The organism is Streptomyces sp. NPDC059534 (assembly GCF_042743475.1).
Classification (GTDB): Bacteria; Actinomycetota; Actinomycetes; order Streptomycetales; family Streptomycetaceae; genus Streptomyces.
In genome coordinates this window covers 1-20,474 of sequence record NZ_JBHWAQ010000060.1, presented here as the reverse complement: position 1 = coordinate 20,474, position 20,474 = coordinate 1, and the positions used below count along the sequence as shown (strand labels likewise).

The following is a 20,474-nucleotide window of genomic DNA, read 5'->3' as shown; positions in this document are numbered from 1 at the left end:
TCGGAACACCATGACGCTCGACATCCCACGCATTGAGCAGCTCCTCCAGGACGGCGTCCGCGACCGGGTCTACCCGGGAGCCGTCTGGGCCGTCGGCAACGCCTCCGGTACGACGGCGAGCGGCGCGGTCGGCCTCCTCAACCCGACCCGACCCGACGAGCCGATGCGGCTCGACACCGTCTTCGACATCGCCAGCCTCACCAAGATCGTCGCCGTGTGGTCGGTCATCGGCACCCTCGTCGAAGAGGGCAAGCTTCAGCTCCACACCCCGCTGGGCACCTTCTGGCCCGAGGTCACCGGCCACCCGCTCGCCCAGGTCACCACGCACAAACTGCTGACCCACACGGCCGGCCTCCCCCTGCGCGCCAACCTGAGAAACCTGTACGGCACCGACCCCCAGGACATCCGCGACGGCGTCCTCCACGAGGCCCTCCACCGCGATCCCAGCCGGGCCGTCGAGTACACCGACCGCGCCGCCCTCATCCTCGGCTACCTCACCGAGTACCTCGCCAGCCAGCCCCTCGACCTCCTGGCGACCACCCGCGTCTGGGAACCCCTCGGCATGGCCGAGACCCACTTCGGCCCCCTGCAGCCCGAACTGGTCACCCGCTGTGCCCCCACGGAACTCGACGAGGAATCCGGCACCCACCTCAAGGGCACGGCGCACGACTTCTCCGCGCGGCTCCTCGGCGGCACCTGCGGCATCGCCGGCGTCTTCTCCACCCTCACCGACCTCAGCCGCTTCCTCTGCCACATGCTCGCTCCGACACAGGCCGCCTTCGGCTCAACCTGGATCGCCGAATCCCTCCGCATCCGCACCGGTGAACTCACCCCGGCCCGCGGCCTCTTCTGGCACCCTGCGCCCGACACCGAGCTCCGCGAGGACTCCTGGGTCCACTACGGCTTCACCGGTACCGGCATGTGGATCAACCCTGCGCGGGGCCGCTGGGCCGTTCTCCTTACCAACAAGCTCCACTTCACCCGCGACCGTGAACCGCTCGCCGCAGTACGCAACACGTTCCGCGACGCGGCCTTCCGCATCTCCGAGTGACCGTCGGGCGCATCTGCCTGGACCGTAAACGCGGCAACAGCCGAGACCCGGTTGCCCCAGACCTTTCGTCCGGGGCAACCCCTGTTGGTCGGTCAACCAGGAAAGAGCTGGAGAACGTCGGGTCCGTCCGTCGCCACACCCACAAGAAGTGGACCAGAGCCGGAACTCACCTACAAAGCCAGAACGCCTCCTCGGCACGGCCATGCCGGGCCAGCAGGCGTGTGTAGGACTCCAGCGCCATCGGATGTCCGGCCTCCATACGGACCCGGGTGATCTCGACTGCCTCGTCAACACGGCCCCAGCCCTCCAGCAGCTCGGCCGCGGCGACGACGGCCGTCCACCAGCCGGTTGCCAGGTACGGAGCGAGCACCTCCAACGCCTCGGACTGGCGGCCCTGCTCGCCCAGCAACCGCGCCCAGGCCAGCGCGCAGAACCACTCCCCACGTCCGGCCTGCAACCCCACCACGTCGACATGGCCAAGTTCGAGCAGCCGCGAGACCAGCTTCGGAGGGATGCAGCCGGACCTGGTCCGGGCCCGGTAGTCAAGATCAGCAGCGTCCACGGTCACGCACCATAGCGCTCGCCCCTGACATCTTCCCGACCCCACCAGCGGCTTCGAATACAGCATTGGTCCTGCGGCAGGCCGACGGCCGCTACGCGACGACGAAGCCCGCCTGCATACCTCTCGAACCCGGCCACCGCTACATCGTCGGCACCGTCCCCGACCCCGCGTACAGCGACGGCTGGGTCTGGTTCGCCACCGCTGCCGACAACGACCTCACCACAGTCACCAACCGCTGGACTCGCGTTGTCGACCGCCAGATCGCCCCCTCATCTCGACCCCGCCTGTGACGACGTCACCGGCGACCCCAGCAAAGGCCCGTAGACCAGACAGGCGGAAATGCACTGTGCCCCGCACCGAGGTCACCGGGGCGGGGCACAAGGAAGCTGCACCAACGACCAGTCGGCTCACTTCCAGGACTCACCGTAGCGGCTGCGATGCGTCGCTCCAGTTGAATCCGCAGGTCGATGACCGGGACGAGCTACACGCGGCCTGGGATGATGACGCACGTGTTGACCAACACGCCCGACGGCCAGCCGGCGTCGGTCAGTCGACCTCGACGTAAGTGACGATGAGGATGCTGCCGAGCGCGGTCGCGTAAAAGATCACGCGGACCCCGTCGTGCTCGTAGTCGCGCAGGGCCGACGCGGACGCGTGCTGCTTCACGGCGCCCGGGTCGGCTGCGATCACGTTCAGCGTGCTGTCCAGGACAGCGGTCTGAGCTGTGGACAGCATGCGGACCTGCGTCTCGGCCGGCTCGATGAACACGATGCGGGGGCGCCGGCTGCGGGTATGCCTAGGCAACGTCGGATGCCTCGTCCCGCTCGGGCAGGCCCTTCTCGGCCCGGATGTCGTCCCAGTCCCGGCACCGGTCCATGTCGATGCCCTCAGACGCCAGGTTCTCGAGGACGTACGCGAGTGCCGGGTTGCCGGGGAACTCGGTCCGGGCGGCGTCGCGGAGCTCACGCTGCTCGGCCTCGCTGAAGGTCAGGTTCGCCATCGGGTCCTCCGGCGGTTGGGTACAGCCTGAGGCTAGCGCAGTGGCTGGGTGCAGGGGGATGGTCGAGGAATCGTGGGAACCCCACCCCTAGGTCAGGACTCAAGCAAGCCAGCAATGAGCTTTCGTGCAGCTGCTTTGGTCAGACGCTTCGACGCCGTCGTAGCCCGCTCCCGGGGAGTACGCGGCTTGATGTCGGTGCCCTTGACGGCCTTGACGACTCAGAAACGGGCTGCGTGCCACACAGGACCGGCCGGGAGCGGCGGCCTATGAGACGGCGCCATGCAGGGCGCGGCGGTATCCCGACATCGCGTAGCGGCGGGCGGCGAGGCTGTGTGCGAGAGGTCGCCGAACGGTTCGGAGAGGTAGGCCGGGGCGACTTCGAGCATCAGCTCGCCGATCGCGTGGATATAGCCGCGAGCGCCGCACCCCTCAGCGGCGGAGGCCGATCCGCCTGCCTGGCTGCGCGTGCGTCGTCTTCGTGTGCGAGAGGGTGCCCGGTTGTGCGAGGAAACGTGCAGAACGGTTGTTACGTGGCCTGGTCACACAGTTGGCCGAGTGCGCCGAGTGGCGCGACCGGTGGTGCGCCGGAGCGTGCAAGGGCTTGTTGTTGATCACCGGGCGGGTGGGTGTAGCTGTCAGTGAATGTCAGGGCCACGTCCGTCGCATATGCGTGTCCGATGCAGCCGTCAGTTACGGAAATGTCCGTTCCCGGTAACGGGCCCCGGGCGCCATTCCGCCCGGGGCCGGCGGGGCGGCAGAGTTCGGGTCCTCGGCCCAGCACCGGACCGGGACCCGCACCGCTTCCACCAGCTTCTTTCGGCTGGTGGAGCACTGTTCTTGAGGAGACATCACCCGTGTCTGCTTCTTCGACCGCCCGCCGCATCGCCGCGACCGTCCTCGCGGCCGGCGCCATGGTCTCCATCGTCGCCCTGCCGGCCTCCGCCCACGACGGCGACCGCCACCGGACGCCGAAGGTAGAGATCAGCGCCGTCCAGGCCGACAGCCCCGGACGCGACAACCGCACCAACCGGTCGCTGAACAACGAGTGGGTCGAGATCACCAACAACAGCCGCCACGGCATCGACCTCGACGGCTGGACCCTGAAGGACGAGGACGGCCACCGCTACACGTTCAACGACTACCGCCTCGCCGGCCGCTCCACCGTCCGCATCCACACCGGCGAGGGCCGCGACACCCGCACCGACCTGTACCAGGACCGCCGCAACTACGTGTGGAACAACCACTCCGACACCGCGACCCTCCGCGACGACCACGGCCGCACCATCGACACCGAGACCTGGGGCCACCACCACCACAACCACAACCACCGCTGACCCCAGCCCCCGGTGCCCCGGCTCCCCTCCCGTTCCCAGGGGAAGCCGGGGCACCGGCACGTGATCCGTCCGGTATGCAGAGACGTGCGGGGCAGGCCGCCAGAGGAGGGCGGCGCCGACGACTCTGGGACGCTCCGCGTGAGGGCCGGGCGGCCGGTCCGCAGGGAGATGACGAGTCATCCCGGTTCCTGTTACTGATCTTTTCGTTAGTTCTGTGGGGTTGGTGGGTGGATGGTGAGGCCAGTGTGGGCAAGGAAGGACCAGGGCAGTCGGGGGTTGTCGTTGATCCGGCGGATGCCTTGTTCGGTGGCGTCGGCGACATCGGCGAGGTGGTCGCCGGCGAGGTTGGCAAGTTCACGCTTCTTGAGTGAGGACCACAGCAGTTCCACCGGGTTGAGCTCGGGTGTGTAGGCGGGTAATCGCTCCAGGGTGAGCCAGTCCTGCTCGGCGACCCAGGCCCGCATCGCCCGGCTCCAGTGGGCGGACAGTCCGTCCCAGACCAGGACCACCCGCTCGCCGCGATAGAACGCCTTCATCTGTTCCAGGACCTCGATGAGTCCGGTGGTGTCGTAGCTGCCGGGTTTGAGGTGGAAGCACCGACACGGCCCCGGAACGACGAAACCCCCGCCGGGATGGCGGGGGTTTCGTGGGGCGGATTCCCGCCTAATTAGGCGAGAACGATCATGACGCCGAGTGGAGGTTGAGGGCGGCCCGACGGTACTGCTCCCAGAGCGCGTCTGGGCGCCGGGCCTCACCTGTGCACGCCATATCGGCACGGGCTACGGCCGACTCTATTGGACAGGGCCCGCGCTGGGGCTAGGGGGTGTCTCCTGCCCATTCCCAGCGAGTGGGGGCGCCTTGGGCGGTGGGCTCGTACAGGGCTCAGCCTCACGGGCCGAAGGCGCCCGTCTCGGTGATGAGAGCGGCTCCTTCGGTGATGTCGGCTGCGGCCCAGCCGGTGATGTCGATGAGTAGCCCGTCCAAGGGTCCGCCCACCAGCTCGGCGTACGCGCGGCCTGGCTGCGGGCCTGGAGCCTCGTCGGGCTCGCTGCCATAGACGTGGCGGTGATCGCTCATGTGGCCAGCCTGGCACGCCCGCACGGCTTGTACGGGCGTCAGGAGCCGTTCAGTGCCTGCATCTCGACGACGCGGACGGTGAAATCCGTCTGCCGGGTCTCGCGCAGGGTCCCGGAGTCGCCGAGGGCCGGGGCGGACCACTGCACCGCCCACGTGGCGGTCACGCTGCCCCGATAGCGCCCGTCGGGCTGGTCGTACGCGGCGCGGGTGTAGCGGTGGCCGCAGTCCGGGGAGGGGGACTTGCCTTGGTCGGGGGTGTAGGGGGTGCCGGGGCCGGTGCAGGTGATGGTGGTGCCGTCGCCCATGGTCCAGCGGATCGAGGAGACGGTGGCGGTGGCGGTCACGGTGACGCCGCCGGCGGTCGCGGACGCGGTGGTGGGGCCGAAGGTGCTCGGGCTCGGGGTCGCCCACATCCACATCGGCATCCCGACCAGATACCGGCCGCCCGTCCGCGGGGAGGCCACTGCAGGGCCGTCCAGGCGCATGGAGTCGACCGCGCGGCGCGCCAGGACTTCGGGGTCGATCCGGGGCGCTGGAGCGGCGCCTCCGGAAGGGATGAAGACGACGCCGACGCGGCCGGTCTCTGGACACTCGACTTGGTACAGCGCGCCGTCCTTCGCACTCTTTCCCTCCCACGCCAGGTTGTCCGCCGGGGGCTGCGGGTCGAGCCGGGTGTAGGTGCATGCGGGCTTCGCCGTGCCGCCGCTGGAGGTGTCGGCGGGCGTCGTCGTGCCTGAGTCTCCGCCTCCGCCTGAGATCGGCGCTGTGGTGCTGTCCTCGGCGCACACCTGGACGTCCATGTCGGCGCCCTCGCACAGACCGCCGCCGGGGCCGTCAGCGTGCGCGGTCGGGGCGAGCGTGGCGGCCAGGAGCACTCCCGCGGCTGCCGCTGCGCGCCTCAGCACGTCTGCTCCCCGTGCGGCTTGTAGACGGTGACCATCCAGCCGTTCGGCCACTTCTCCAGGGTGGCTGTGGCGACGTACCGCAGCGGCTGGTTCGAGGGGAGCGGGATGACTTCCTTGCGCTTGGTGCTGTAGCGCTCGTACGTGGACAGGTCGAGGCAGGTGGTGAGCGCCGCCGTCGGAGTCTTGGCCGTCAGGTCGAGCGAGGTGACCGTGCTGTCGGTCGTGCGGGGTGCATTGCGCACGACGGTGCCCGCTTGGCGCATCCGGGTCAGGTCGATGCGGATCTTCCCGAGCGCGTCCAGCGTCGCGTACTTCTCCAGGCTGGTGCCCTTGGCGTCCGCCTTCGCGTACGCCTTCGACCGCTCCGCCCACATCGCGTCGAACGCGGCGAGCACGGCCTTCTTCTCCGCGGCCTCAGTGTCGGCCGACGTCGTCGCCGGAGCGGGCGCGGCCGTGGACGTCGCGGGCGGCGGAGAGTCAGCCGACCCTTTCGCGTCCCTGTCCCCGCCGCCGCATCCGGCGAGCGTGAGAGCGAGCGCCAGGGCGCCGCCGAGCGCTGCAGCGCGTGTCTGTCGGGCCATCACCATCAGGAGCTCCTGGGGCTGGTCGTGAGTCGATCACCAGCAACGTAGCGGGGTGAGCACGGATGGTCACAGTCGATTCGGCGAGTCCGTCAGCACCTGCCCGCCGCCCGCCCGTCCACAAGACGACCTCTACATACGGCTACGCGTATATAGAGGTGTCGTCGTGGCAATGGGGCTTGCCCACCTGCCCTGACCAGGCACGATGCTCAAGATCACAAAAGGGAGGGTCCCACTCCCGGTCACACCTCCGGTGCACCCCCTAGTGCACCTCTACGTGCAACCCTCCAGCCCCCTCCCGGTGCAACCCTCCTGCGCCCGAACGCGGATGGGCTTGCCCATCACTGGGCCGGCCTGTCACACACGCGCGGCCTCCGGCCCCGGGTCGGGGGTCCGGAGGCCGTCGCCCTGGTCAGACCAAGGGCAGGAACGTGACAGGCCGGGCGATGTGACAGGCCGTGTGACACAAGTGCGGGCCGGAGTGTCCTCGCCGGGTCAGCCCTTCAGGACGGCGATGCCGAGGACGGCAGTGACGAACACGGTGCCGGCGGCCACGGCGATCGTGAGGGGGCGCGGAGGCGGGGGTGGCGCCAGACGAGGTAGGCGGGCGCGGCCACCACGAACAGGCCGGTGACGGTCAGGAGCAGCAGGACGAGGAGCGTGGTCGTGGACATGGAGATCCCCCTGATGTGGGTGCGGGATGCCGGTCGGTCGACGCGGCGGTCCGCACTCTGGGGTGCCGGAGGGTTAGCCGTGCAACCCTCGACCATGGGTAAGCCCTATTCAAGGAATCGCAGGCTTCTGACCTGGCCTTTCGCTGAGTGGGCAAGCCTTAGGCAGCCCTGGGCAAGCCTTGAGTGAGGCAGCGCGCACGGTTATGGGCAAGCCTCGCAACCTCTTGGTCATGCGGGGGGGTAGGCGGGCGGGGAGCAGAGCCTGCCGGCCTGGGCTTCTCGCAGGCGGGCAAGCCTTAAGCCAGCCTGGGCAGGGATCCTCCGCCGCGAGGCCGGTGAACTGCCTGGGTGCGTGCAGGACTATGAGCGTGGCCGCCCGATCCCCAGCGAGGCGCTCCTAGCAGCCGTACCGAAGGATCGGCAGCAGTAAGAGCGTCGGTTTGGGGAGGCGGCAACGCAGAAGTACTACTGCCAAACACTCTTCGAGGGGTCCCAGGTGCCCTGGACACTGCCGTCTAGCAAGGGGTTGAGGAAGGCTTCAGCAGCCTGAGTAGCCTCGGGGAAGGTACGGCACCCCTGCAGCCCAATGACCAGTGCCGCAGCAGCGGGGTAGCGATCGTGCCATTCGGTTCCGGGAGCCTCGAAGCTCGTGGGCAGCATGAGGTCGATGCCCTGTTGACGCCGGTGTTCTGCTTCTTGGTGCACGGTTCGGCGGGTCGTAGGTCCATCGACTGTCTCCTGCTGGCTGATCAGCAGCAGGTCGGCCAAGTCGCGGTAGCGGCTGGATCCTTCATCACCGTGCCGTTCGTACAGGGCGCAGACCTTGTCAGCAATGTGGTCGGTGAGGGGGTACAGACGCACGGTGGGCCAGTCGACAGGCCAGGGCAGATCTACGGCGGGGGCGAGAGAACGGATCTCGGGGACGCCGATGATGGACCGGCGGACCGTGATGTCTACCTTGACGCTGTCGACACGGGCGGATCCCAGAAAGACCTGGAAGTGCTGGGAGCCGCCTCGGGTGGGATCGGCTGCTGACGTGTACTTGCTGGGAGCGAAACGAAGGAAGTCACCCAGGTCGTGAGCAGCGGCTTCTAGCACGCTTTGGCGGGCCTCATCCGGGAGTAGTCCGGGTTGGGCGGCTTGCAGGTCGATGTCACCGCTCAGACGGGCCGCGCCCCGGTAACGCACAAGAAGGGCTTGGCCTCCTTTGATGAGCCAGCCGTCAGGGTCGAGGGTGAACACTCGAGCTGCAAGGCGATTAAAGTAGAAGATCCGCATAAGGTCGGAAACATTCATACCTGTCTGCTTGGACATGTTCTTGGCAGACTGGTTCAGAGCGGCCCTGAAGGCCGGCGGATTTTGGTAGGTTTTGCCCACAGATCGCCCCCTGGCGTACTGGACTGAGTCCGCAGACTCTACGCCGGGCGTTGCCTTCAGTCTGTGTATGTGTCAGATTCCCCTGATTTTTGGCTGCCAGCACCCTCGGCCTGATAAGTGCCGCCATCGGAGTCCGATGGGATCGCCTTGCGAAGCGCGGGATCCGACTGGGCCGCTTTACGGACTGCCTCACTGATCGAGTCCGATTGGATCGCCTTGCGAAGCGCCTCACCCATCGCCGGATTCGACTGAGCCGCCCTACGGATTGCCTCACTGATCGAGTTCGGCTGCATCACTCTGCGGAGCACCTCACTCATCGCCGGATTCAGCTGTGCTGCTTCACTGATCGCCGAGTTCGGTTGCATCGCCCTGCGCATCACCTCTCCGAGTTGCGGGCTCAGTTGTGTCGTCCTCTGCCTCCTCATGAGCTCGACCAGGCTGGGGTGCGTGGTGATGAGGCTGACGGCTTGGTCGAACCCTTCCTGGTTTGCTCGGTCGACTTCCTGGCGGCGCAGTCTTTCGCCGGCCTGGGCAACGAGGTGGGTGATCAGGTCGTGCCCGGTGGCGTTGGCTTTCAGGCCGTACTTCCGGACGAACGGTTGAGCCTGTTGTGTCAGCTCTTCAACAGTGATCAGGTCGCGGCGCTCGGCATCGGCGATGACTCCGCCGATGTGCCCGCCGTCGGCCCCGACTCGCAGCAGATCGGTGATCGTACGCAGCGCCGTCGTGACGGGCAGGCCGTCGACTGTGGTGATCTCTGTGGGCTCGATGTGCGTGGTACGCAGACGTACGAATGGTTCGGTTGTGGTTCGTCGGCGTGGAGTGCTGATCTCTACTTCCGGGGCGGGGATGTCGCCGAGATCTAGAAGCTGGCAGGCGGAGGCGTGGGAGATGACGCCTGAGTCGGGGTTGCCGATGGGCCGTTCCCAGAGGAACTGCTTGGGCTGCAGTCGCAGCCAGGCAACCTTCGCTTCCAGGTGGAGCGGCACGCCCGCAGCGGTCAGCAGGTAGACGCCGCGGCCTACGCTCGTCAGGAGGCTGGCTTCCGTCAGCCGCAGCAGCTGTACCCCGTTCACGCCCAGCTCTTTGGCTTGTGCAGCCGTGACCAGGCCCCACTGTTCCGCGGCGGCACCGGCCAGCGCGGCTACCTGCTCAGCACGATCCATACAGAAATAGTTACACACACCTGCAGAGTTAGTTACCTCTAGAGTGTAAAAAAATCTGCACAGCCATCCCGAGAGATGTAAATTTCTCTGTCATCCCCCCTCTCGGCCCCTAGCCAGGAACCAGGACGCCACGGCCCGCCCCACCAGGAAGGGCGCGTAGCCCTCCTGGCAGACGCCCCGTACCGAGCCTGAAGCAAGTTCGGCGCTGGGCGGGCATCCCCCTCTTTGTCAGTCAGGAAGCCTGTCGCGGTGGCGGCGCGGAAGCTGCGCCGGGGAGCCGGTTCTGCTTGGCCAGAGTCCTGCCGATGCGGTTCAGGCGGGCGAGGTCAGCAGCAGCACGCTCCGGATCATCCGGGATGACACCGAGGGCGAGGGCTGCTTCGTACTGGGCCAGGGCACGAGCCGCGAGGTCAGCGGCGCCGGTGAGCTTGAGGCCGGCCTCTGCACGGCGGCGCTGCTCGTCCTCCTGGCCATCATCGGTTTTCAAGGCGGGTCGAGACGTTGTGTAGCCCAGGCGTTTAGCGGCGGCCGTGAGGGCGGCCGCAGTGATCTTCTTGCTGTTCACCTTCGCGTCAGCGACAACTTCTTGGGCCCTGGTCGGCCCGTCCTCCTGGGCGACGATCGGGGCGAGAACCTTAGCGTGGGAGGCGGGCGGGGGGTTGTCGGAAAATTCCGACAGTCCAGCGGCCATGACGGTACGGATCCGCTTGCTGTCCGCAATCAGCTCGTAGATGTACTGACGGTTGAGATCGACCTCCGCCTCGGCATAGCTCTCGACGTTGAGGTAGCCGGCGGCCTTGTAGAGGTCGCGGTCAAGGGCGATGCCCAGCGCGGCGCCCAGTTCGATCGTCAGGCGGACCCGCGCGGCCCTGGCACTGCCCGCCGCAGTGGCCTTCGCACGATGCAGGGCGGCCGTGACGACCGCGAGCTGCTCCTGGGGGGTACCGGTGACCGCCTCGGGATCGAGCGGTTCGGGGGCGAAGGGGTCGGGGGCGATATCCCCTGCAACAGCGGCAGCGCGGTTAGCGGCCTGGGCGACCTGGTCGCCGACCGCGACTCCTGCGGTGGCATCGGACAATGGGGCGGCCGGCCCGGGCACGAGCCCGGTGGCGTCGGCGGTGCGGCTGGTTCGGCGGCGGCTCACTGGGCAGGCACCGCCTTCAAGAACGCCTGGGCGAGCAGTTCGTAGGTGGCGCGGGAGTCAGCGACGCGGGAGTCAGTCAGGGGCAGGGCGTCGGTATTGGCCTCGGCCAGGGTGGTGCGGAGCTTGACGGACGGCTCCCAGACGAGGTCACCGAAGATCCGGCGGATCGAGTCGCGCTGCTCGGCCTGGAGCGAGGTGGACTTCAGCGCGCTGACAACCACGCCCCTGACCGAGAGGGTCGGGTTGGCGAGGTCCTTGGGGGCGCGCTGGGTGATGAAGGCATGCATGCGCTTGGCTGCCTCGATCGAGTAGATGTCGGCCTCGGTGACGATGACGGCGTCGTGTGCGGCGGCGAGCGCGAGCTGGGTCAGGTGGAACACCGAAGGCTGGCAGTCGATCAGCGTGTAGTCGAAGTGGTCGTCGACGCCCTCGAGGCCATGTCGAGGCGGCGCCAGGCGCCGGACACACCGGCCTCGGACATCCGGGTCTCCAGGTCGAGAGTGGCCGGCGCAAGCGCGATCCGCTCCGCATACGGGGCGTCCCAGGCGATCGGCTGGATGACCGTGCGGGCGGCGCCCTCGGTGCCTTCCGTGGCGGCCTGGATCGCCTCGCTGATCGTCGGCTGCCGCAGGGACGGGTCCCAGGTCCAGCCGAGGAATGTGGACGCGTTGCCCTGCGGGTCCATGTCCACCACCAGGACCCGCTTGCCTTCCTTGGCCAGGGCCTCGGCCAGACGGACCGTAGTCGTCGTCTTACCCACGCCCCCCTTGTTGTTGACCATCGCGACCCGACGCGCCACTTTGTCCTCCTCCTGCTGCTGCACTACTGCTTCCGGCACGTCAGCATGCCAGTCGGAGCCTCGCAGGCGCGGCTGGCCACAGTGAACAGACATCAGAGCCGCCGGAGGACGGCGCCCTTCGTGGGGTGCCGTCCTTCGGTTTGGTGGCTCCATCCTTCAGCAGTGGACGCGGGCGTTGACGAGGGCTGTGTGGGCCCGCTCTGCCTCGCTGACGACCTTGTGTGTGGCGGCGGGGTGGGCAGCCCATTGGGCGAGAGCGGCGGCCCGGCGCTCGGAGAGGTCCAGGCGCTCCTTGCGGTCGGAGGGTCCGCCGCCGCGGAAGGCGTCGGCAATGGCCAGCAGTTCGGTGCGCAGGTCTTCGGGGAGGGCGGTGGGGATGGGCAGGCCGGACTTGAAGATGCCTGCGGATTCCGTGGGGGCCGGCGCCTGAGCGAGGTCGCCGACGGGCCGGTTCCTGGCGGCCTTGAGGGCTGCTTGTGTCTCCTCTTCCCGGGCCTGCCACTGCTCGTAGACCTGCTGGGCGCGCTTCTCGTCGGCGATCGCCTGGGCCAGTGCCTCGTGGACCTCGTAGCCGGCGTGCTCGGGGAGGGCGGCCCATTCGGTGAGGGCGGCGGCCTTGCGGCGACGCAGGTCGAGGAGTTCGTCGGGCAGGTGGGGAGTCTTGAAGATGCTGCGGATCTCGGCGGAGAGGCTGATCAGGCGATTCCGGAGGTCTGTGGGAAGCGTGGAGGGGATGTCGAGGCGCCCGATGCGGCCGGCGACGCGTGGCACGGCGTAGGTCCGGGTGGCGGGTGCGGGGACGGTGGAGGGCTGTGCGGTTTGTACGGCGCAGCCGGGGATGTGGACACGGCGGGGGCGGTCGGGAGTGTTCAGGGCGAGGCTGGGCGGGTGGAGAAGGCCGGCGTCGGTGAGGTCGCGGACGGTGTCGAGAGCGCTGCGGAGGCCGATGGGGTGGCCGGTCGGTCCGGTGACGGCGGCGAGTTGCCGCAGGGTGAGGGAACGGTCCGTGGCGCACGCGGTGGCGCAGGCGGCATAGACGCGGACCTCGGCCAGGGCGAGACGGGCAACGGCGGCGGCAACGTCGCGCCGGGCGGATACAGCAGTCACGGACACTCCAGAGGGCACACATCGTGAGCGGGTGAGTGCTGAATGTAGTGGGCGGTGCTCCGGATCGGAACGATGGCCCACTCCGCCTGACGTACGAGCCTGCTTGACCGGATGCCGGAACCGCCGAAGGGCGGCGCCCCCTTCGTGGGGTGCCGCCCTTCGGCGTGTGGTGCGAAGGTGGGTCAGCCGGTGTAGCCGGTGGCGATGAGCTCGGCGGCGGCCTGGCGGCGTTGTCCGGCGACGGTGTGCGAGATGTTCAGCTCGTTCTCGATGTCCTTGAGCGGGACGGCGTACATGTCGGGCGTGGCCGGGCGCTGGTCGGCGGGGAGCGCGTGGTGGGCGGTGAGGATCATGCGGGCGACCTTGCGTACGGCGCGCTCGACGGGGGAGAGGCGGGCGGTGTCCTCGGCCTGAAGGGCGGCGGCCTCGGCGCGGGCTGCGGCCTCGCGGGCGGTCTGGGCGGCGGCCAGGGCCTCGGCCTGGGCACGGCGGTCGGCGTCCTCCTGCTGCTTGCGCGGCTGGTCCAGCGCCTCGTCCACGGACAGGCCGTAGGCGGCCAGGATGAAGGGCAGCAGGGCGGCGGCGCCGGCCTTCTTCTTCCAGCCGCGGCCGTACTGGTGCTGCAGCCAGGCCCGGTAGACGACGCGCTCCTGCTCCATGGCCACCATCTGCGCGTACGAGGCGATCCCCCACAGCCGCATCCGCCGGTACAGGCCCCAGGTCTTGGCCGGGGACAGGATCCAGCGGTGCAGCGGCACCCCCTCGGACTCCGCGCCCAGGACCAGGCGGTTGGTGCGGATGATCAGGTGACGGGCGCCATCGACCACCGCCACGAACAGCAGCGGCAGCACGCCGTGCATGAACGCACCCAGCGGGTCCTCGGCGATCGGCTGCTCACCGGACGCCGCGCTGAACACGATCGTGGCCACCGTCAGGACGTGGGCGATCATCCGCAGCAGCGGCTTGGGCATCCGGCGGTGCACCAGGACCAGGTCCACGCCGTACAGCGCCACGATCCCCGCGTCGATACCCACCGGGAAAATCCAGGAGAACCAGCCGAAGCCGTGCTCCCGCGCCAGGCCCTCCAGCGCGTCGTAGGAACCGGTGAAACCGATGCCGGCGACCACGGCGGCGGCCGCGAGGGACAGCCGCGTGACCCACTGCATCGCCTTCACCGACCACGGCCGCGGCGCAGCGGCCGACGTCGACGGAATCGTCTTCGCCTCCGGCGGAACCAGCGTGGGCGCGAGCGGAGCGGATGCCGCAGAGGTCTGCACGGGCACGGCGGGCGCCGGAACAGTGGCGTGCTCGGCGGTGGCGGGGGTGATCGTCTTCAGATCCTGCATCCCGGCAGTCTCCCGCGTAAGCGGAACGGGCGGAACGCCGGGGGCGCCGGGCGGAACCGTCGCCGGGACGGGCTGCCCGGCCGGGCGAGGATGGCCGTTGAGTCGGGGCGGGTAGGTTTCCATCTGCGTCACGGGGTTCCTCCGTGGTCGAAGAGTGGGGCCGGGAGGTGCGATCTCCTGGCCCCTCTCGTGTGTCTGGGGGCGGGTCAGGCGGTGGCGGGACCGGGCAGGCCGAGCAGGTGGTAGGGCAACGGCTCGCGGGCGTGCTCGACGCGGTAGGAGCGGATCCAGCACCAGGTGAACGGGAACTTCGGGGCGCCCAGGGTGCGCAGGGCGATGGCGCGGTGGTGGCCGTCGGAGACGTAAACGTGGTGGTCCAGGTCGTCCACGCCCAGCAGGATCGGCTCGCGCAGGCCCTCGCGGGGGACCGTGGCCAGCAGCTCCGCCAGCACCTTCGCGTCCTTCTCGCGGCGGGCGAACCGCCGCTCGGCCTGCGCCCAGTACCGGTACTCGGTGGGCTGGATGGCGTCGTCGCGCAGCATCCGGGTGGGCATCCAGCCCTGGTAGCGGGCGCTCACCGGCCGGTCCGCATCGTGGTGCGGGCGAACACACCCCGCGTGGTGGGGGCGGTGGTGTGGTGCTCCTGGCGGGCGTCGACGGGCCCGTTGTAGTGGTGGTGGTGCGTGATGGGGGCGGCCTCGGCGGCGGCCTGCCCGACCCGGCGCACCAGGTGGGACAGGGCCGCGACGACGGCGACCGGGGCGCCGACGGCCAGGGCCAGGACGAGCGGGTCGATGCCTCCCAGCGCCCACAGGGCCGCGCCCGCGCCGGTCCCGGCCATCAGGGTGCCGGCGCCGCCCGCGAGCATCATCGCGGAGGCGTCGGTGGCGCGCTGGGACATCGGCGGCCGGCCCGGCTGGGCGACCGGCAGGGTGTCACCGGTGGCGGGCAGCGGGGAGTCGTCGCGGTAGGCGGTAGGCACGGGCGCCGGGGCGGGGGCGGCGGCTTCGGCCAGGGCGGCCTCGACGTCGGCGATCAGATCGGCGGCGCGGGCGGCGGCGGCCTCGCGGGTGGGCGTGCGGTCGGTGCGGTCCATGCGGCGGGCTCCTTTCTGTTCGAATTTCTGGCGGTGGGTCAGCGGCGGTCAGGCGCGTACGGTCCAGCCGCGCTCGGTGCGGCGGATGTCGAATCCCGGCCCGGCGATCCGGCCCTGCGCGGGCAGGCACTGCCCGAGGCCGAGGGCGTCGATCCGGGTCATCAGGGCGGCGATCTCGGCGGCCAGGACAGCGGCCTGCGCCTCCTTGCGAGCCAGTTCCTCGGGGCGTCCGGTGTACATGGCGTTCCTCACGGTGAGTGATAGTCAGGCGGGTGTCAGAGCGGGTGATTTGACAGTCAGGGTGCGAAGGCAAGGCTCTGAGCTGCAAAGTTCCGTGACTTCTCCTTAGGCCCCCTGGCCACCTGACAGTCAGGAGTCAGTCCCATCCCTGACTGTCAGGCGGTCACTTTCCGTAGCCGCTACGCGGGCTGGAGCGGGGAGTGCAGGATCGTGTAAGAGCCGTGCCCGTCGCGCTGGACCAGGCCCGCGTCGACCAGGCGGCGCAGCTCACCCTGCATCCACGGCCGCTTGCGTCCGGCCGCCACGGTCGCCGGGATCAGGTCCGCCGGCTCGAACTCCAACCGCCCCGCCTGCACCCAGCCGTCGAGTTCGGCGTAGAGGGTGTGGCGCGCCTGCTCCGTGCCCATCCGCTCCTGCTGTTCGAATTCCATGTCGCTGTCGTCGTCGGACTCGACGACGTCGTCGAGCTGGAGGTGGGCGTAGTCGGCGTCCGGCTCGGGGTCGGCGGGGATCGCGCCCAGGACCTCGTCGTAGGCGTCCTGGATCTCCGTCTCGGCAGCCTGCTCGGCAGCGCTCATGTACTCGTCCTCGTCCTCGTCGGTGTCGTAGGCGGAGGGGGCGGTGGCCGGGGCCGGAATGGCGGCCAGGGCGGGCGGAGCCGTACGAGGCGCGGCCGAAGGGGTGGCCGAAGGGGTGGCCGAAGCGCCGGCCGGGAAGGGCGGGAACGCCGGAGCGTCGGAGTCGGGGGAGGCCGTCACGGCGGAGCCGAGTTCCACGCCGACGGAGTGCAGCCACGCGAGCGCGGCGGCGGCCGACTCCCGCACCCCGGGCGTGGTCTTGTTGGTGCCCCGGCCGGTGCGCTGAGCGTAGGACTGCCCGAGCGCGGTCGCGGTCGTCTGGTCCAGCGGGTCGCGGTACGGCGCGGAGGCGGCCACCAGGGCGGCCAGGACCGAGCGGTCGGTGAGCGAGGAGCGGGCCTCCGTGGTCCATCGCTCCTGCGGGATGCCCATGCCGGTCGCGAAGGCGTAGCCGGGGCGGTCCGAGCCCCAGTCGGGAACGGCGCCGGCGGCGGTGACACGGTCGGGCAGGCAGAACCCGGCGTCCCCGGCGTCGTCCACGCCGAAGCAGGCCGATGCCTGCAGGTTCGCGCGGATGTCCGTGCTGATGTTGGTCCAGGTGGCGCGCTGGAGGCTGACGATCAGCCAGATGCCGACTGAGCGCGCCTTGCGGGCGATCTCCTGGAGCTGGTCGAAGTCGGCGACGTCGGCGGCCTCCTCGATCCAGACCACCACGGCCGACAGCGACGACGTCGGGGACCAGCGGTCCAGGCCCTCGGACGCGAGGACGTCGCCGCGGGCCTTGATGGCGGCCGGAAGCGCTTTGACGTAGCGCTTGGCCTCCTTGGGATCCTGGATGAGCCAGTCGATCCCGTCACGGATGTGACCCACCGTCTGGTAGCCCTTGGCCAGGTCGATCACATGCAGGGCGAGCTTCGCCCGGGTCGCCAGGTGCACGAACACCGTGCGGGCGAACTCGCTCTTGCCCACGCCGGTCACGCCCATCACCAGCAGGTGCTGGAGCACAGCCGGGGTGAACGGGTCGAGCAGCCAGAACTCGCCGTCGGCGTAGGTGCCGACCGGGATGGGATGCGTCGGCAGCAGCCCGAAGGCGTCCGGCACGAAGAAAGCCACGCCGCCCTTGAGCAGGTCGGCCACCCGGATCGAGACCGTGCCACGGCTCGCGTCCTCCGGATCCGGAGTGATGATCACCCCCGACGGCGGGACCTGAAGCGCGGCCGCGACCGTGGCGGCCGTCGACTGCACCGCCGCGATCGTGCTGCTGGGCGCCACCTCGATCGCCGCCTTCACCGTGCCCTTGCCGGTACCCTTCGCGTCCTTGACGGTGACCTTCTCCCAGCCGATCGCGGACGTCAGCTTCGCCAGCGTCCCGCCGCCGTTCGTCTCCTCCTCCAGGTCCGCGCCAGCGCCATGCGCCATGAGCTGGCGGGCGTTCCACGACGCGGCCAGAAGCGCGCCGCCCATCAGCCACAGGTCCAGCATCGGACGACCGAACGGGCCGGCCGAGACGGCACAGGTGAGCCAGCCCATCCCGGCCGCCACCGTCGCCGTCGCCTGCGCCCGCCGGAACCGGCGGAACTTGGTCGTCGCGCCGCTGGTCTTCCAGGTGACCGCCGACAGCGCGGCACCCCCCAGCGCAATCCCCGCCGACGCCAGGCCGGCGGACATCGCCTGATCGCCCCACAGGGCGTTCACGGCCGCACCGGCCGCCGGAGGAAGCGCCGCGGCCGCGATCCACGGCGGCGTGTACGGCAGGCTCTTGGCCAGCACATACCCGCCGATGCTCTTGCCGACGGTCCCGGCGACCGCAGCCAGCTCGGAGCCGACACCGGCGCTCTGCGCCGCCGTCTTCGCGCGCGCCATCACTCGCCCCCGATCGTGAACGTCTTCTTCGGGGCGGTCTTGCCGGACCGGGCGCTCTTGGCCTCGGCCTCGGGCTTCACGAAATGGCGGTCGAAAGCGGCGGCCATCTTCAGCGCGCCGACCCCGAGCGCCTTCGCCGCCTCGGCGCTGACCTTGAGGTGCGCGGAGACCAGACGGGCCCGGACGCGGCTGCTCGCGCCGAACGTGTACCACTTGCCCTTGTAGGTGCTCAGCACCCCGTTGATCTCCTCGGCGCGCATCCCGAGGATGAGGTGGAGCTCGCGCCCGAGATGATTGATCGCCTTGGCCAGCGCGAGGATGTCGCGGTCGGAGCGGATCTCGATCTTCTCGATCGCGTAGATCATCCGGTCGCCCTGGTGACGGTCCGCCCCGCCACCGGCGGGCGCCGCGCCACGGCCACCGCCGTTCCCGCCGGAACCGCCCTGACCGCCACCGCGGTTGACCGTGACGTTCACCGGCGGCAGTACCGAGCCACCGACACCGCCGATGAAGGCGCCGGCCGCCGTACCGGCGGCCTCGGCGACACCGGTCGCGCGGGACGGGCGCGGGCGGGCGGGTCGGGGGGCGGGGGCCTCGTCGGGCCAGTCGGAGAAGGAGTCCGACGGACGCTGACGCGGCGGCTGCGAGGGCCGGGCCGACTGCTCCGTACGCGGGGCGAAGTTGTCGGTGTCGGAGGCCCAGTCGTACGGGCCGCTGCTCGTCGTGCTCATCCCTGGGTCTCCTCGTGAATCGTGATCTTGCCGAACCAGATCGGCGTACGGATGTCGGTCACCTCGATGTCCGGGTCCCCGGACTCCAGAGCCGCATCGGCGGCCGTCTCGATCAGCTCGTGCGCCGCCATGAACTTCGCGGTCGCCACGGCGGCGTACAGGTCGGTCGGGCCCATCGACGTCCGCGTCGCCAGGCGGACCGCGAGCCGGGCGACCCGGGCCGCCGTCGCCACCGCGGCGACGGCCCGGTCCATCAGGAGCACGCGCTTGTGCCCGTACATCAGCAACCCCCGACGAACACGAAGGCGCTGATCAGACCGGCCGAGCCGGTCATCGCGACCACGGTCAGCAGCTCACCTTCCGGGGTCCGCCACCGCCGGCCCTCCACGTCGAGGGCGTACTGGATCGGGGTGAACCCGGCGACGACGTTCGCGCCAATCACCGCGTACGCCGCCCGCTCCGACGTCTCGCACTCGTACCGCACCTCACGCGGCGCACCGAGAAACACATGACTCACACGGGACGCCTTCACCGGGCGCCCCCCGCCTGCTGCGCCGCCTGAGCCAGCGTCTCCGCCAACCGCGAAGCGGCCTCCTGCGCCGCGATCAGCGCGGCCTGCGCCTGCTGACGCACCGCCTCCATCTCCGCAGCTGCCGCCCGGCGCTCGTCATCCGTCACACTCGACATGTCGGTCCTTCACTCCATGGATCCGGTCCGACAGCGGCCGCAACTAACTGCGGCTACCTGGCTCGGTGTTCCCGCACCTCGCCGGGCGTGTCGGACGCACAGCGACCGACACGAAGCGGCTCCCGGTTCCCGCCGGGGGCCGCTTTCGCTGACGTGAGATAACGTATACGCCAGATCTGGCGCACGCAAGGCTTGGCGTATACGCTAGATGTGTCGGTTGATCGATTGAGAAGGTGAGAGGGATGGCGGCTCAGTACGAGCAAATCGCCAGTGATCTGCGAGAACGGATCACATCAGGCGAGTACGCGCCGGGCACCGCGCTGCCTCTCATGCGGGACATCGCAGCGCAGTACGGAGTCAGCGACATCACCGTGCGCAAGGCTTACGGAGTCCTCACTCGGGAGGGGCTGATCGAGAGCCGCCGCCGCACCGGGGTCTTTGTACGCGAACTACCGGACCGCGTCCGGCTGACTGTGCGAAATCGTCAGGTGGAGCGCGACGAACTGGGGTACTACTCCGGCCCTGAGGTGCAGCATTGGCGAGGACTTCCGCACCCGAACGGTGAGCAAACCCGCATCACCACCGCCCCTGCTCCGGCAGATGTCGCGGACATTCTCGGTGTCGAGACCGGCACGGAGATGACCGTCCGCCGCCGCATCATCGGAGACCCGAGCGTGGAAACACACCGCCAGCTCGCGGACTCGTGGATCCCCGCCTGGGTGACCGAAGAGTTGCCCATGCTTGCCGGCCCAACCGGGCCTGGCGGCATGTACGACCGCGTTGAGGAATGGGGCGAGCGTCCGCTGGAGTGGCGCGAGGAGGTCTCCGCGCGAATGCCGACTCCTGAGGAAGCAGCCGCCCTGCTCATGCCTGAGACCGGCGTGCCGCTGCTACGCGCCGTCCGTGTCACGGTCCTGCCGGCCAAGCGTCGGCAGCCGGAGCGAGTGGTGGAAGTCCAGGACATCCGCATGTCGGCCGAGCTGTTTGCAGTCGGCTACCCGGTACCACGTGGAGCGAGCGCGAAGTGGCCGGTTCCCCCGGCAACCAGCGACTACTAGGCACGGCTTGGATCCGGCGGGGCCGGCCCGTGTCCACGTCGTGGAGGGCGGCCGCGAGCGTGGTCAGCGATATGCCGGCCGCGCGGGCCAGAGCGGCT

General features: G+C 69.6%; 26 protein-coding genes and 1 pseudogene. 4 read left to right on the top strand and 23 right to left on the bottom strand.

From position 1 onward, the window contains the following. Positions 1 to 10 precede the first annotated feature (10 nt). The gene (locus ACFVZH_RS37215; RefSeq protein WP_384904596.1) at positions 11 to 1,051 is read left to right on the top strand and encodes a serine hydrolase domain-containing protein; all 1,041 of its coding nucleotides are present in this window, start codon (positions 11 to 13) and stop codon (positions 1,049 to 1,051) included. Between the two features lie 166 nt (positions 1,052 to 1,217). Here the strand turns inward: ACFVZH_RS37215 and ACFVZH_RS37210 are convergent, their stop codons facing one another. Beyond that, positions 1,218 to 1,613: a hypothetical protein gene (locus ACFVZH_RS37210; RefSeq protein ID WP_384904594.1), complete on the bottom strand. Its 396-nt coding sequence runs from the start codon at positions 1,611 to 1,613 to the stop codon at positions 1,218 to 1,220. A gap of 65 nt (positions 1,614 to 1,678) precedes the next feature. On the opposite strand from ACFVZH_RS37210, the gene ACFVZH_RS37205 reads away from it, so the two are divergent. Continuing rightward, entirely contained in the window at positions 1,679 to 1,903 is a 225-nt protein-coding gene (locus ACFVZH_RS37205; protein WP_384904593.1) for a hypothetical protein, read from the top strand. 256 nt (positions 1,904 to 2,159) lie between these two features. On the opposite strand, the gene ACFVZH_RS37200 is transcribed toward ACFVZH_RS37205, so the two are convergent. Both ACFVZH_RS37200 and ACFVZH_RS37195 read right to left on the bottom strand, forming a co-directional pair. Further along, the gene (locus ACFVZH_RS37200; RefSeq protein ID WP_384904591.1) at positions 2,160 to 2,381 is read right to left on the bottom strand and encodes a hypothetical protein; all 222 of its coding nucleotides are present in this window, start codon (positions 2,379 to 2,381) and stop codon (positions 2,160 to 2,162) included. 28 nt (positions 2,382 to 2,409) lie between these two features. After that, positions 2,410 to 2,613 (bottom strand): hypothetical protein, encoded by a 204-nt coding sequence (locus ACFVZH_RS37195; RefSeq protein WP_384904589.1) that lies wholly within the window; start codon positions 2,611 to 2,613, stop codon positions 2,410 to 2,412. Between the two features lie 911 nt (positions 2,614 to 3,524). Between ACFVZH_RS37195 and ACFVZH_RS37190 the strand changes: the two genes are divergently transcribed. Continuing rightward, complete coding sequence (locus ACFVZH_RS37190; protein ID WP_384904613.1) at positions 3,525 to 3,947, top strand: lamin tail domain-containing protein; 423 nt, start codon at positions 3,525 to 3,527, stop codon at positions 3,945 to 3,947. Positions 3,948 to 4,153: 206 nt separating this feature from the next. Here ACFVZH_RS37190 and ACFVZH_RS37185 read toward each other — a convergent pair whose 3' ends face one another. From ACFVZH_RS37185 to ACFVZH_RS37090, 20 genes and pseudogenes are all read right to left on the bottom strand, one after another. After that, on the bottom strand, positions 4,154 to 4,483 hold the full coding sequence (locus tag ACFVZH_RS37185) for a transposase (RefSeq protein WP_384904587.1): 330 nt from the start codon (positions 4,481 to 4,483) through the stop codon (positions 4,154 to 4,156). Positions 4,484 to 4,838: 355 nt separating this feature from the next. Further along, positions 4,839 to 5,024 (bottom strand): annotated as a pseudogene (locus tag ACFVZH_RS37180) (hypothetical protein); the annotation flags it as partial. Between the two features lie 38 nt (positions 5,025 to 5,062). Next, positions 5,063 to 5,929, bottom strand: a complete 867-nt coding sequence (locus tag ACFVZH_RS37175; protein WP_384904585.1) for an ATP/GTP-binding protein — start codon at positions 5,927 to 5,929, stop codon at positions 5,063 to 5,065. After that, on the bottom strand, positions 5,923 to 6,516 hold the full coding sequence (locus ACFVZH_RS37170; RefSeq protein WP_384904584.1) for a hypothetical protein: 594 nt from the start codon (positions 6,514 to 6,516) through the stop codon (positions 5,923 to 5,925). The genes ACFVZH_RS37175 and ACFVZH_RS37170 overlap by 7 nt, the downstream gene beginning before the upstream one ends. 497 nt (positions 6,517 to 7,013) lie before the next feature. Continuing rightward, positions 7,014 to 7,184: a hypothetical protein gene (locus ACFVZH_RS37165; protein ID WP_384904583.1), complete on the bottom strand. Its 171-nt coding sequence runs from the start codon at positions 7,182 to 7,184 to the stop codon at positions 7,014 to 7,016. Between the two features lie 465 nt (positions 7,185 to 7,649). Then, entirely contained in the window at positions 7,650 to 8,561 is a 912-nt protein-coding gene (locus ACFVZH_RS37160; protein WP_384904581.1) for a nucleotidyl transferase AbiEii/AbiGii toxin family protein, read from the bottom strand. Positions 8,562 to 8,617: 56 nt separating this feature from the next. Further along, complete coding sequence (locus tag ACFVZH_RS37155; protein ID WP_384904579.1) at positions 8,618 to 9,727, bottom strand: type IV toxin-antitoxin system AbiEi family antitoxin domain-containing protein; 1,110 nt, start codon at positions 9,725 to 9,727, stop codon at positions 8,618 to 8,620. 232 nt (positions 9,728 to 9,959) lie between these two features. After that, the gene (locus ACFVZH_RS37150) at positions 9,960 to 10,871 is read right to left on the bottom strand and encodes a hypothetical protein (RefSeq protein WP_384904577.1); all 912 of its coding nucleotides are present in this window, start codon (positions 10,869 to 10,871) and stop codon (positions 9,960 to 9,962) included. Continuing rightward, entirely contained in the window at positions 10,868 to 11,251 is a 384-nt protein-coding gene (locus tag ACFVZH_RS37145; RefSeq protein WP_384904575.1) for a ParA family protein, read from the bottom strand. The genes ACFVZH_RS37150 and ACFVZH_RS37145 overlap by 4 nt, the downstream gene beginning before the upstream one ends. A gap of 17 nt (positions 11,252 to 11,268) precedes the next feature. After that, positions 11,269 to 11,709 carry a ParA family protein gene (locus tag ACFVZH_RS37140; RefSeq protein ID WP_384904573.1) on the bottom strand — a complete coding sequence of 147 codons (441 nt, stop codon included), beginning with the start codon at positions 11,707 to 11,709 and terminating at the stop codon, positions 11,269 to 11,271. A 117-nt stretch (positions 11,710 to 11,826) separates the two neighbouring features. Continuing rightward, on the bottom strand, positions 11,827 to 12,777 hold the full coding sequence (locus ACFVZH_RS37135) for a hypothetical protein (RefSeq protein ID WP_384904572.1): 951 nt from the start codon (positions 12,775 to 12,777) through the stop codon (positions 11,827 to 11,829). 182 nt (positions 12,778 to 12,959) lie between these two features. After that, positions 12,960 to 14,123 carry a DUF2637 domain-containing protein gene (locus ACFVZH_RS37130; protein ID WP_384904570.1) on the bottom strand — a complete coding sequence of 388 codons (1,164 nt, stop codon included), beginning with the start codon at positions 14,121 to 14,123 and terminating at the stop codon, positions 12,960 to 12,962. Between the two features lie 206 nt (positions 14,124 to 14,329). Next, positions 14,330 to 14,701, bottom strand: a complete 372-nt coding sequence (locus tag ACFVZH_RS37125; protein WP_384904568.1) for a ParB N-terminal domain-containing protein — start codon at positions 14,699 to 14,701, stop codon at positions 14,330 to 14,332. Then, a complete protein-coding gene (locus tag ACFVZH_RS37120) occupies positions 14,698 to 15,219 on the bottom strand; it encodes a hypothetical protein (RefSeq protein ID WP_384904566.1) in 522 nt (173 codons plus the stop codon). The genes ACFVZH_RS37125 and ACFVZH_RS37120 overlap by 4 nt, the downstream gene beginning before the upstream one ends. A gap of 48 nt (positions 15,220 to 15,267) precedes the next feature. Then, positions 15,268 to 15,459 carry a hypothetical protein gene (locus ACFVZH_RS37115; RefSeq protein ID WP_384904565.1) on the bottom strand — a complete coding sequence of 64 codons (192 nt, stop codon included), beginning with the start codon at positions 15,457 to 15,459 and terminating at the stop codon, positions 15,268 to 15,270. A gap of 179 nt (positions 15,460 to 15,638) precedes the next feature. After that, the gene (locus ACFVZH_RS37110; protein WP_384904563.1) at positions 15,639 to 17,900 is read right to left on the bottom strand and encodes an FtsK/SpoIIIE domain-containing protein; all 2,262 of its coding nucleotides are present in this window, start codon (positions 17,898 to 17,900) and stop codon (positions 15,639 to 15,641) included. Then, positions 17,900 to 18,631 (bottom strand): hypothetical protein, encoded by a 732-nt coding sequence (locus ACFVZH_RS37105; RefSeq protein WP_384904561.1) that lies wholly within the window; start codon positions 18,629 to 18,631, stop codon positions 17,900 to 17,902. Before ACFVZH_RS37105 ends, ACFVZH_RS37110 begins: the two co-directional genes overlap by 1 nt. Next, on the bottom strand, positions 18,628 to 18,912 hold the full coding sequence (locus ACFVZH_RS37100; RefSeq protein WP_384904560.1) for a hypothetical protein: 285 nt from the start codon (positions 18,910 to 18,912) through the stop codon (positions 18,628 to 18,630). The genes ACFVZH_RS37105 and ACFVZH_RS37100 overlap by 4 nt, the downstream gene beginning before the upstream one ends. Next, the gene (locus ACFVZH_RS37095) at positions 18,912 to 19,148 is read right to left on the bottom strand and encodes a hypothetical protein (RefSeq protein ID WP_384904559.1); all 237 of its coding nucleotides are present in this window, start codon (positions 19,146 to 19,148) and stop codon (positions 18,912 to 18,914) included. The genes ACFVZH_RS37100 and ACFVZH_RS37095 overlap by 1 nt, the downstream gene beginning before the upstream one ends. A gap of 11 nt (positions 19,149 to 19,159) precedes the next feature. Continuing rightward, the gene (locus tag ACFVZH_RS37090; RefSeq protein ID WP_384904557.1) at positions 19,160 to 19,318 is read right to left on the bottom strand and encodes a hypothetical protein; all 159 of its coding nucleotides are present in this window, start codon (positions 19,316 to 19,318) and stop codon (positions 19,160 to 19,162) included. A gap of 242 nt (positions 19,319 to 19,560) precedes the next feature. On the opposite strand from ACFVZH_RS37090, the gene ACFVZH_RS37085 reads away from it, so the two are divergent. Further along, positions 19,561 to 20,376: a GntR family transcriptional regulator gene (locus ACFVZH_RS37085; RefSeq protein WP_384904556.1), complete on the top strand. Its 816-nt coding sequence runs from the start codon at positions 19,561 to 19,563 to the stop codon at positions 20,374 to 20,376. Positions 20,377 to 20,474 lie beyond the last annotated feature (98 nt).

Bases quoted from the DNA above. Each gene is read 5' to 3' on its own strand.
- ACFVZH_RS37105 (WP_384904561.1), bottom strand. From the start codon at position 18,631: ATGAGCACGACGAGCAGCGGCCCGTACGACTGGGCCTCCGACACCGAC.
- ACFVZH_RS37110 (WP_384904563.1), bottom strand. From the start codon at position 17,900: ATGGCGCGCGCGAAGACGGCGGCGCAGAGCGCCGGTGTCGGCTCCGAG.
- ACFVZH_RS37130 (WP_384904570.1), bottom strand. From the start codon at position 14,123: ATGCAGGATCTGAAGACGATCACCCCCGCCACCGCCGAGCACGCCACT.
- ACFVZH_RS37100 (WP_384904560.1), bottom strand. From the start codon at position 18,912: ATGTACGGGCACAAGCGCGTGCTCCTGATGGACCGGGCCGTCGCCGCG.
- ACFVZH_RS37215 (WP_384904596.1), top strand. From the start codon at position 11: ATGACGCTCGACATCCCACGCATTGAGCAGCTCCTCCAGGACGGCGTC.
- ACFVZH_RS37155 (WP_384904579.1), bottom strand. From the start codon at position 9,727: ATGGATCGTGCTGAGCAGGTAGCCGCGCTGGCCGGTGCCGCCGCGGAA.
- ACFVZH_RS37190 (WP_384904613.1), top strand. From the start codon at position 3,525: ATGGTCTCCATCGTCGCCCTGCCGGCCTCCGCCCACGACGGCGACCGC.
- ACFVZH_RS37085 (WP_384904556.1), top strand. From the start codon at position 19,561: ATGGCGGCTCAGTACGAGCAAATCGCCAGTGATCTGCGAGAACGGATC.
- ACFVZH_RS37090 (WP_384904557.1), bottom strand. From the start codon at position 19,318: ATGTCGAGTGTGACGGATGACGAGCGCCGGGCGGCAGCTGCGGAGATG.
- ACFVZH_RS37170 (WP_384904584.1), bottom strand. From the start codon at position 6,516: ATGGTGATGGCCCGACAGACACGCGCTGCAGCGCTCGGCGGCGCCCTG.
- ACFVZH_RS37165 (WP_384904583.1), bottom strand. From the start codon at position 7,184: ATGTCCACGACCACGCTCCTCGTCCTGCTGCTCCTGACCGTCACCGGC.
- ACFVZH_RS37115 (WP_384904565.1), bottom strand. From the start codon at position 15,459: ATGTACACCGGACGCCCCGAGGAACTGGCTCGCAAGGAGGCGCAGGCC.
- ACFVZH_RS37195 (WP_384904589.1), bottom strand. From the start codon at position 2,613: ATGGCGAACCTGACCTTCAGCGAGGCCGAGCAGCGTGAGCTCCGCGAC.
- ACFVZH_RS37120 (WP_384904566.1), bottom strand. From the start codon at position 15,219: ATGGACCGCACCGACCGCACGCCCACCCGCGAGGCCGCCGCCGCCCGC.
- ACFVZH_RS37185 (WP_384904587.1), bottom strand. From the start codon at position 4,483: ATGAAGGCGTTCTATCGCGGCGAGCGGGTGGTCCTGGTCTGGGACGGA.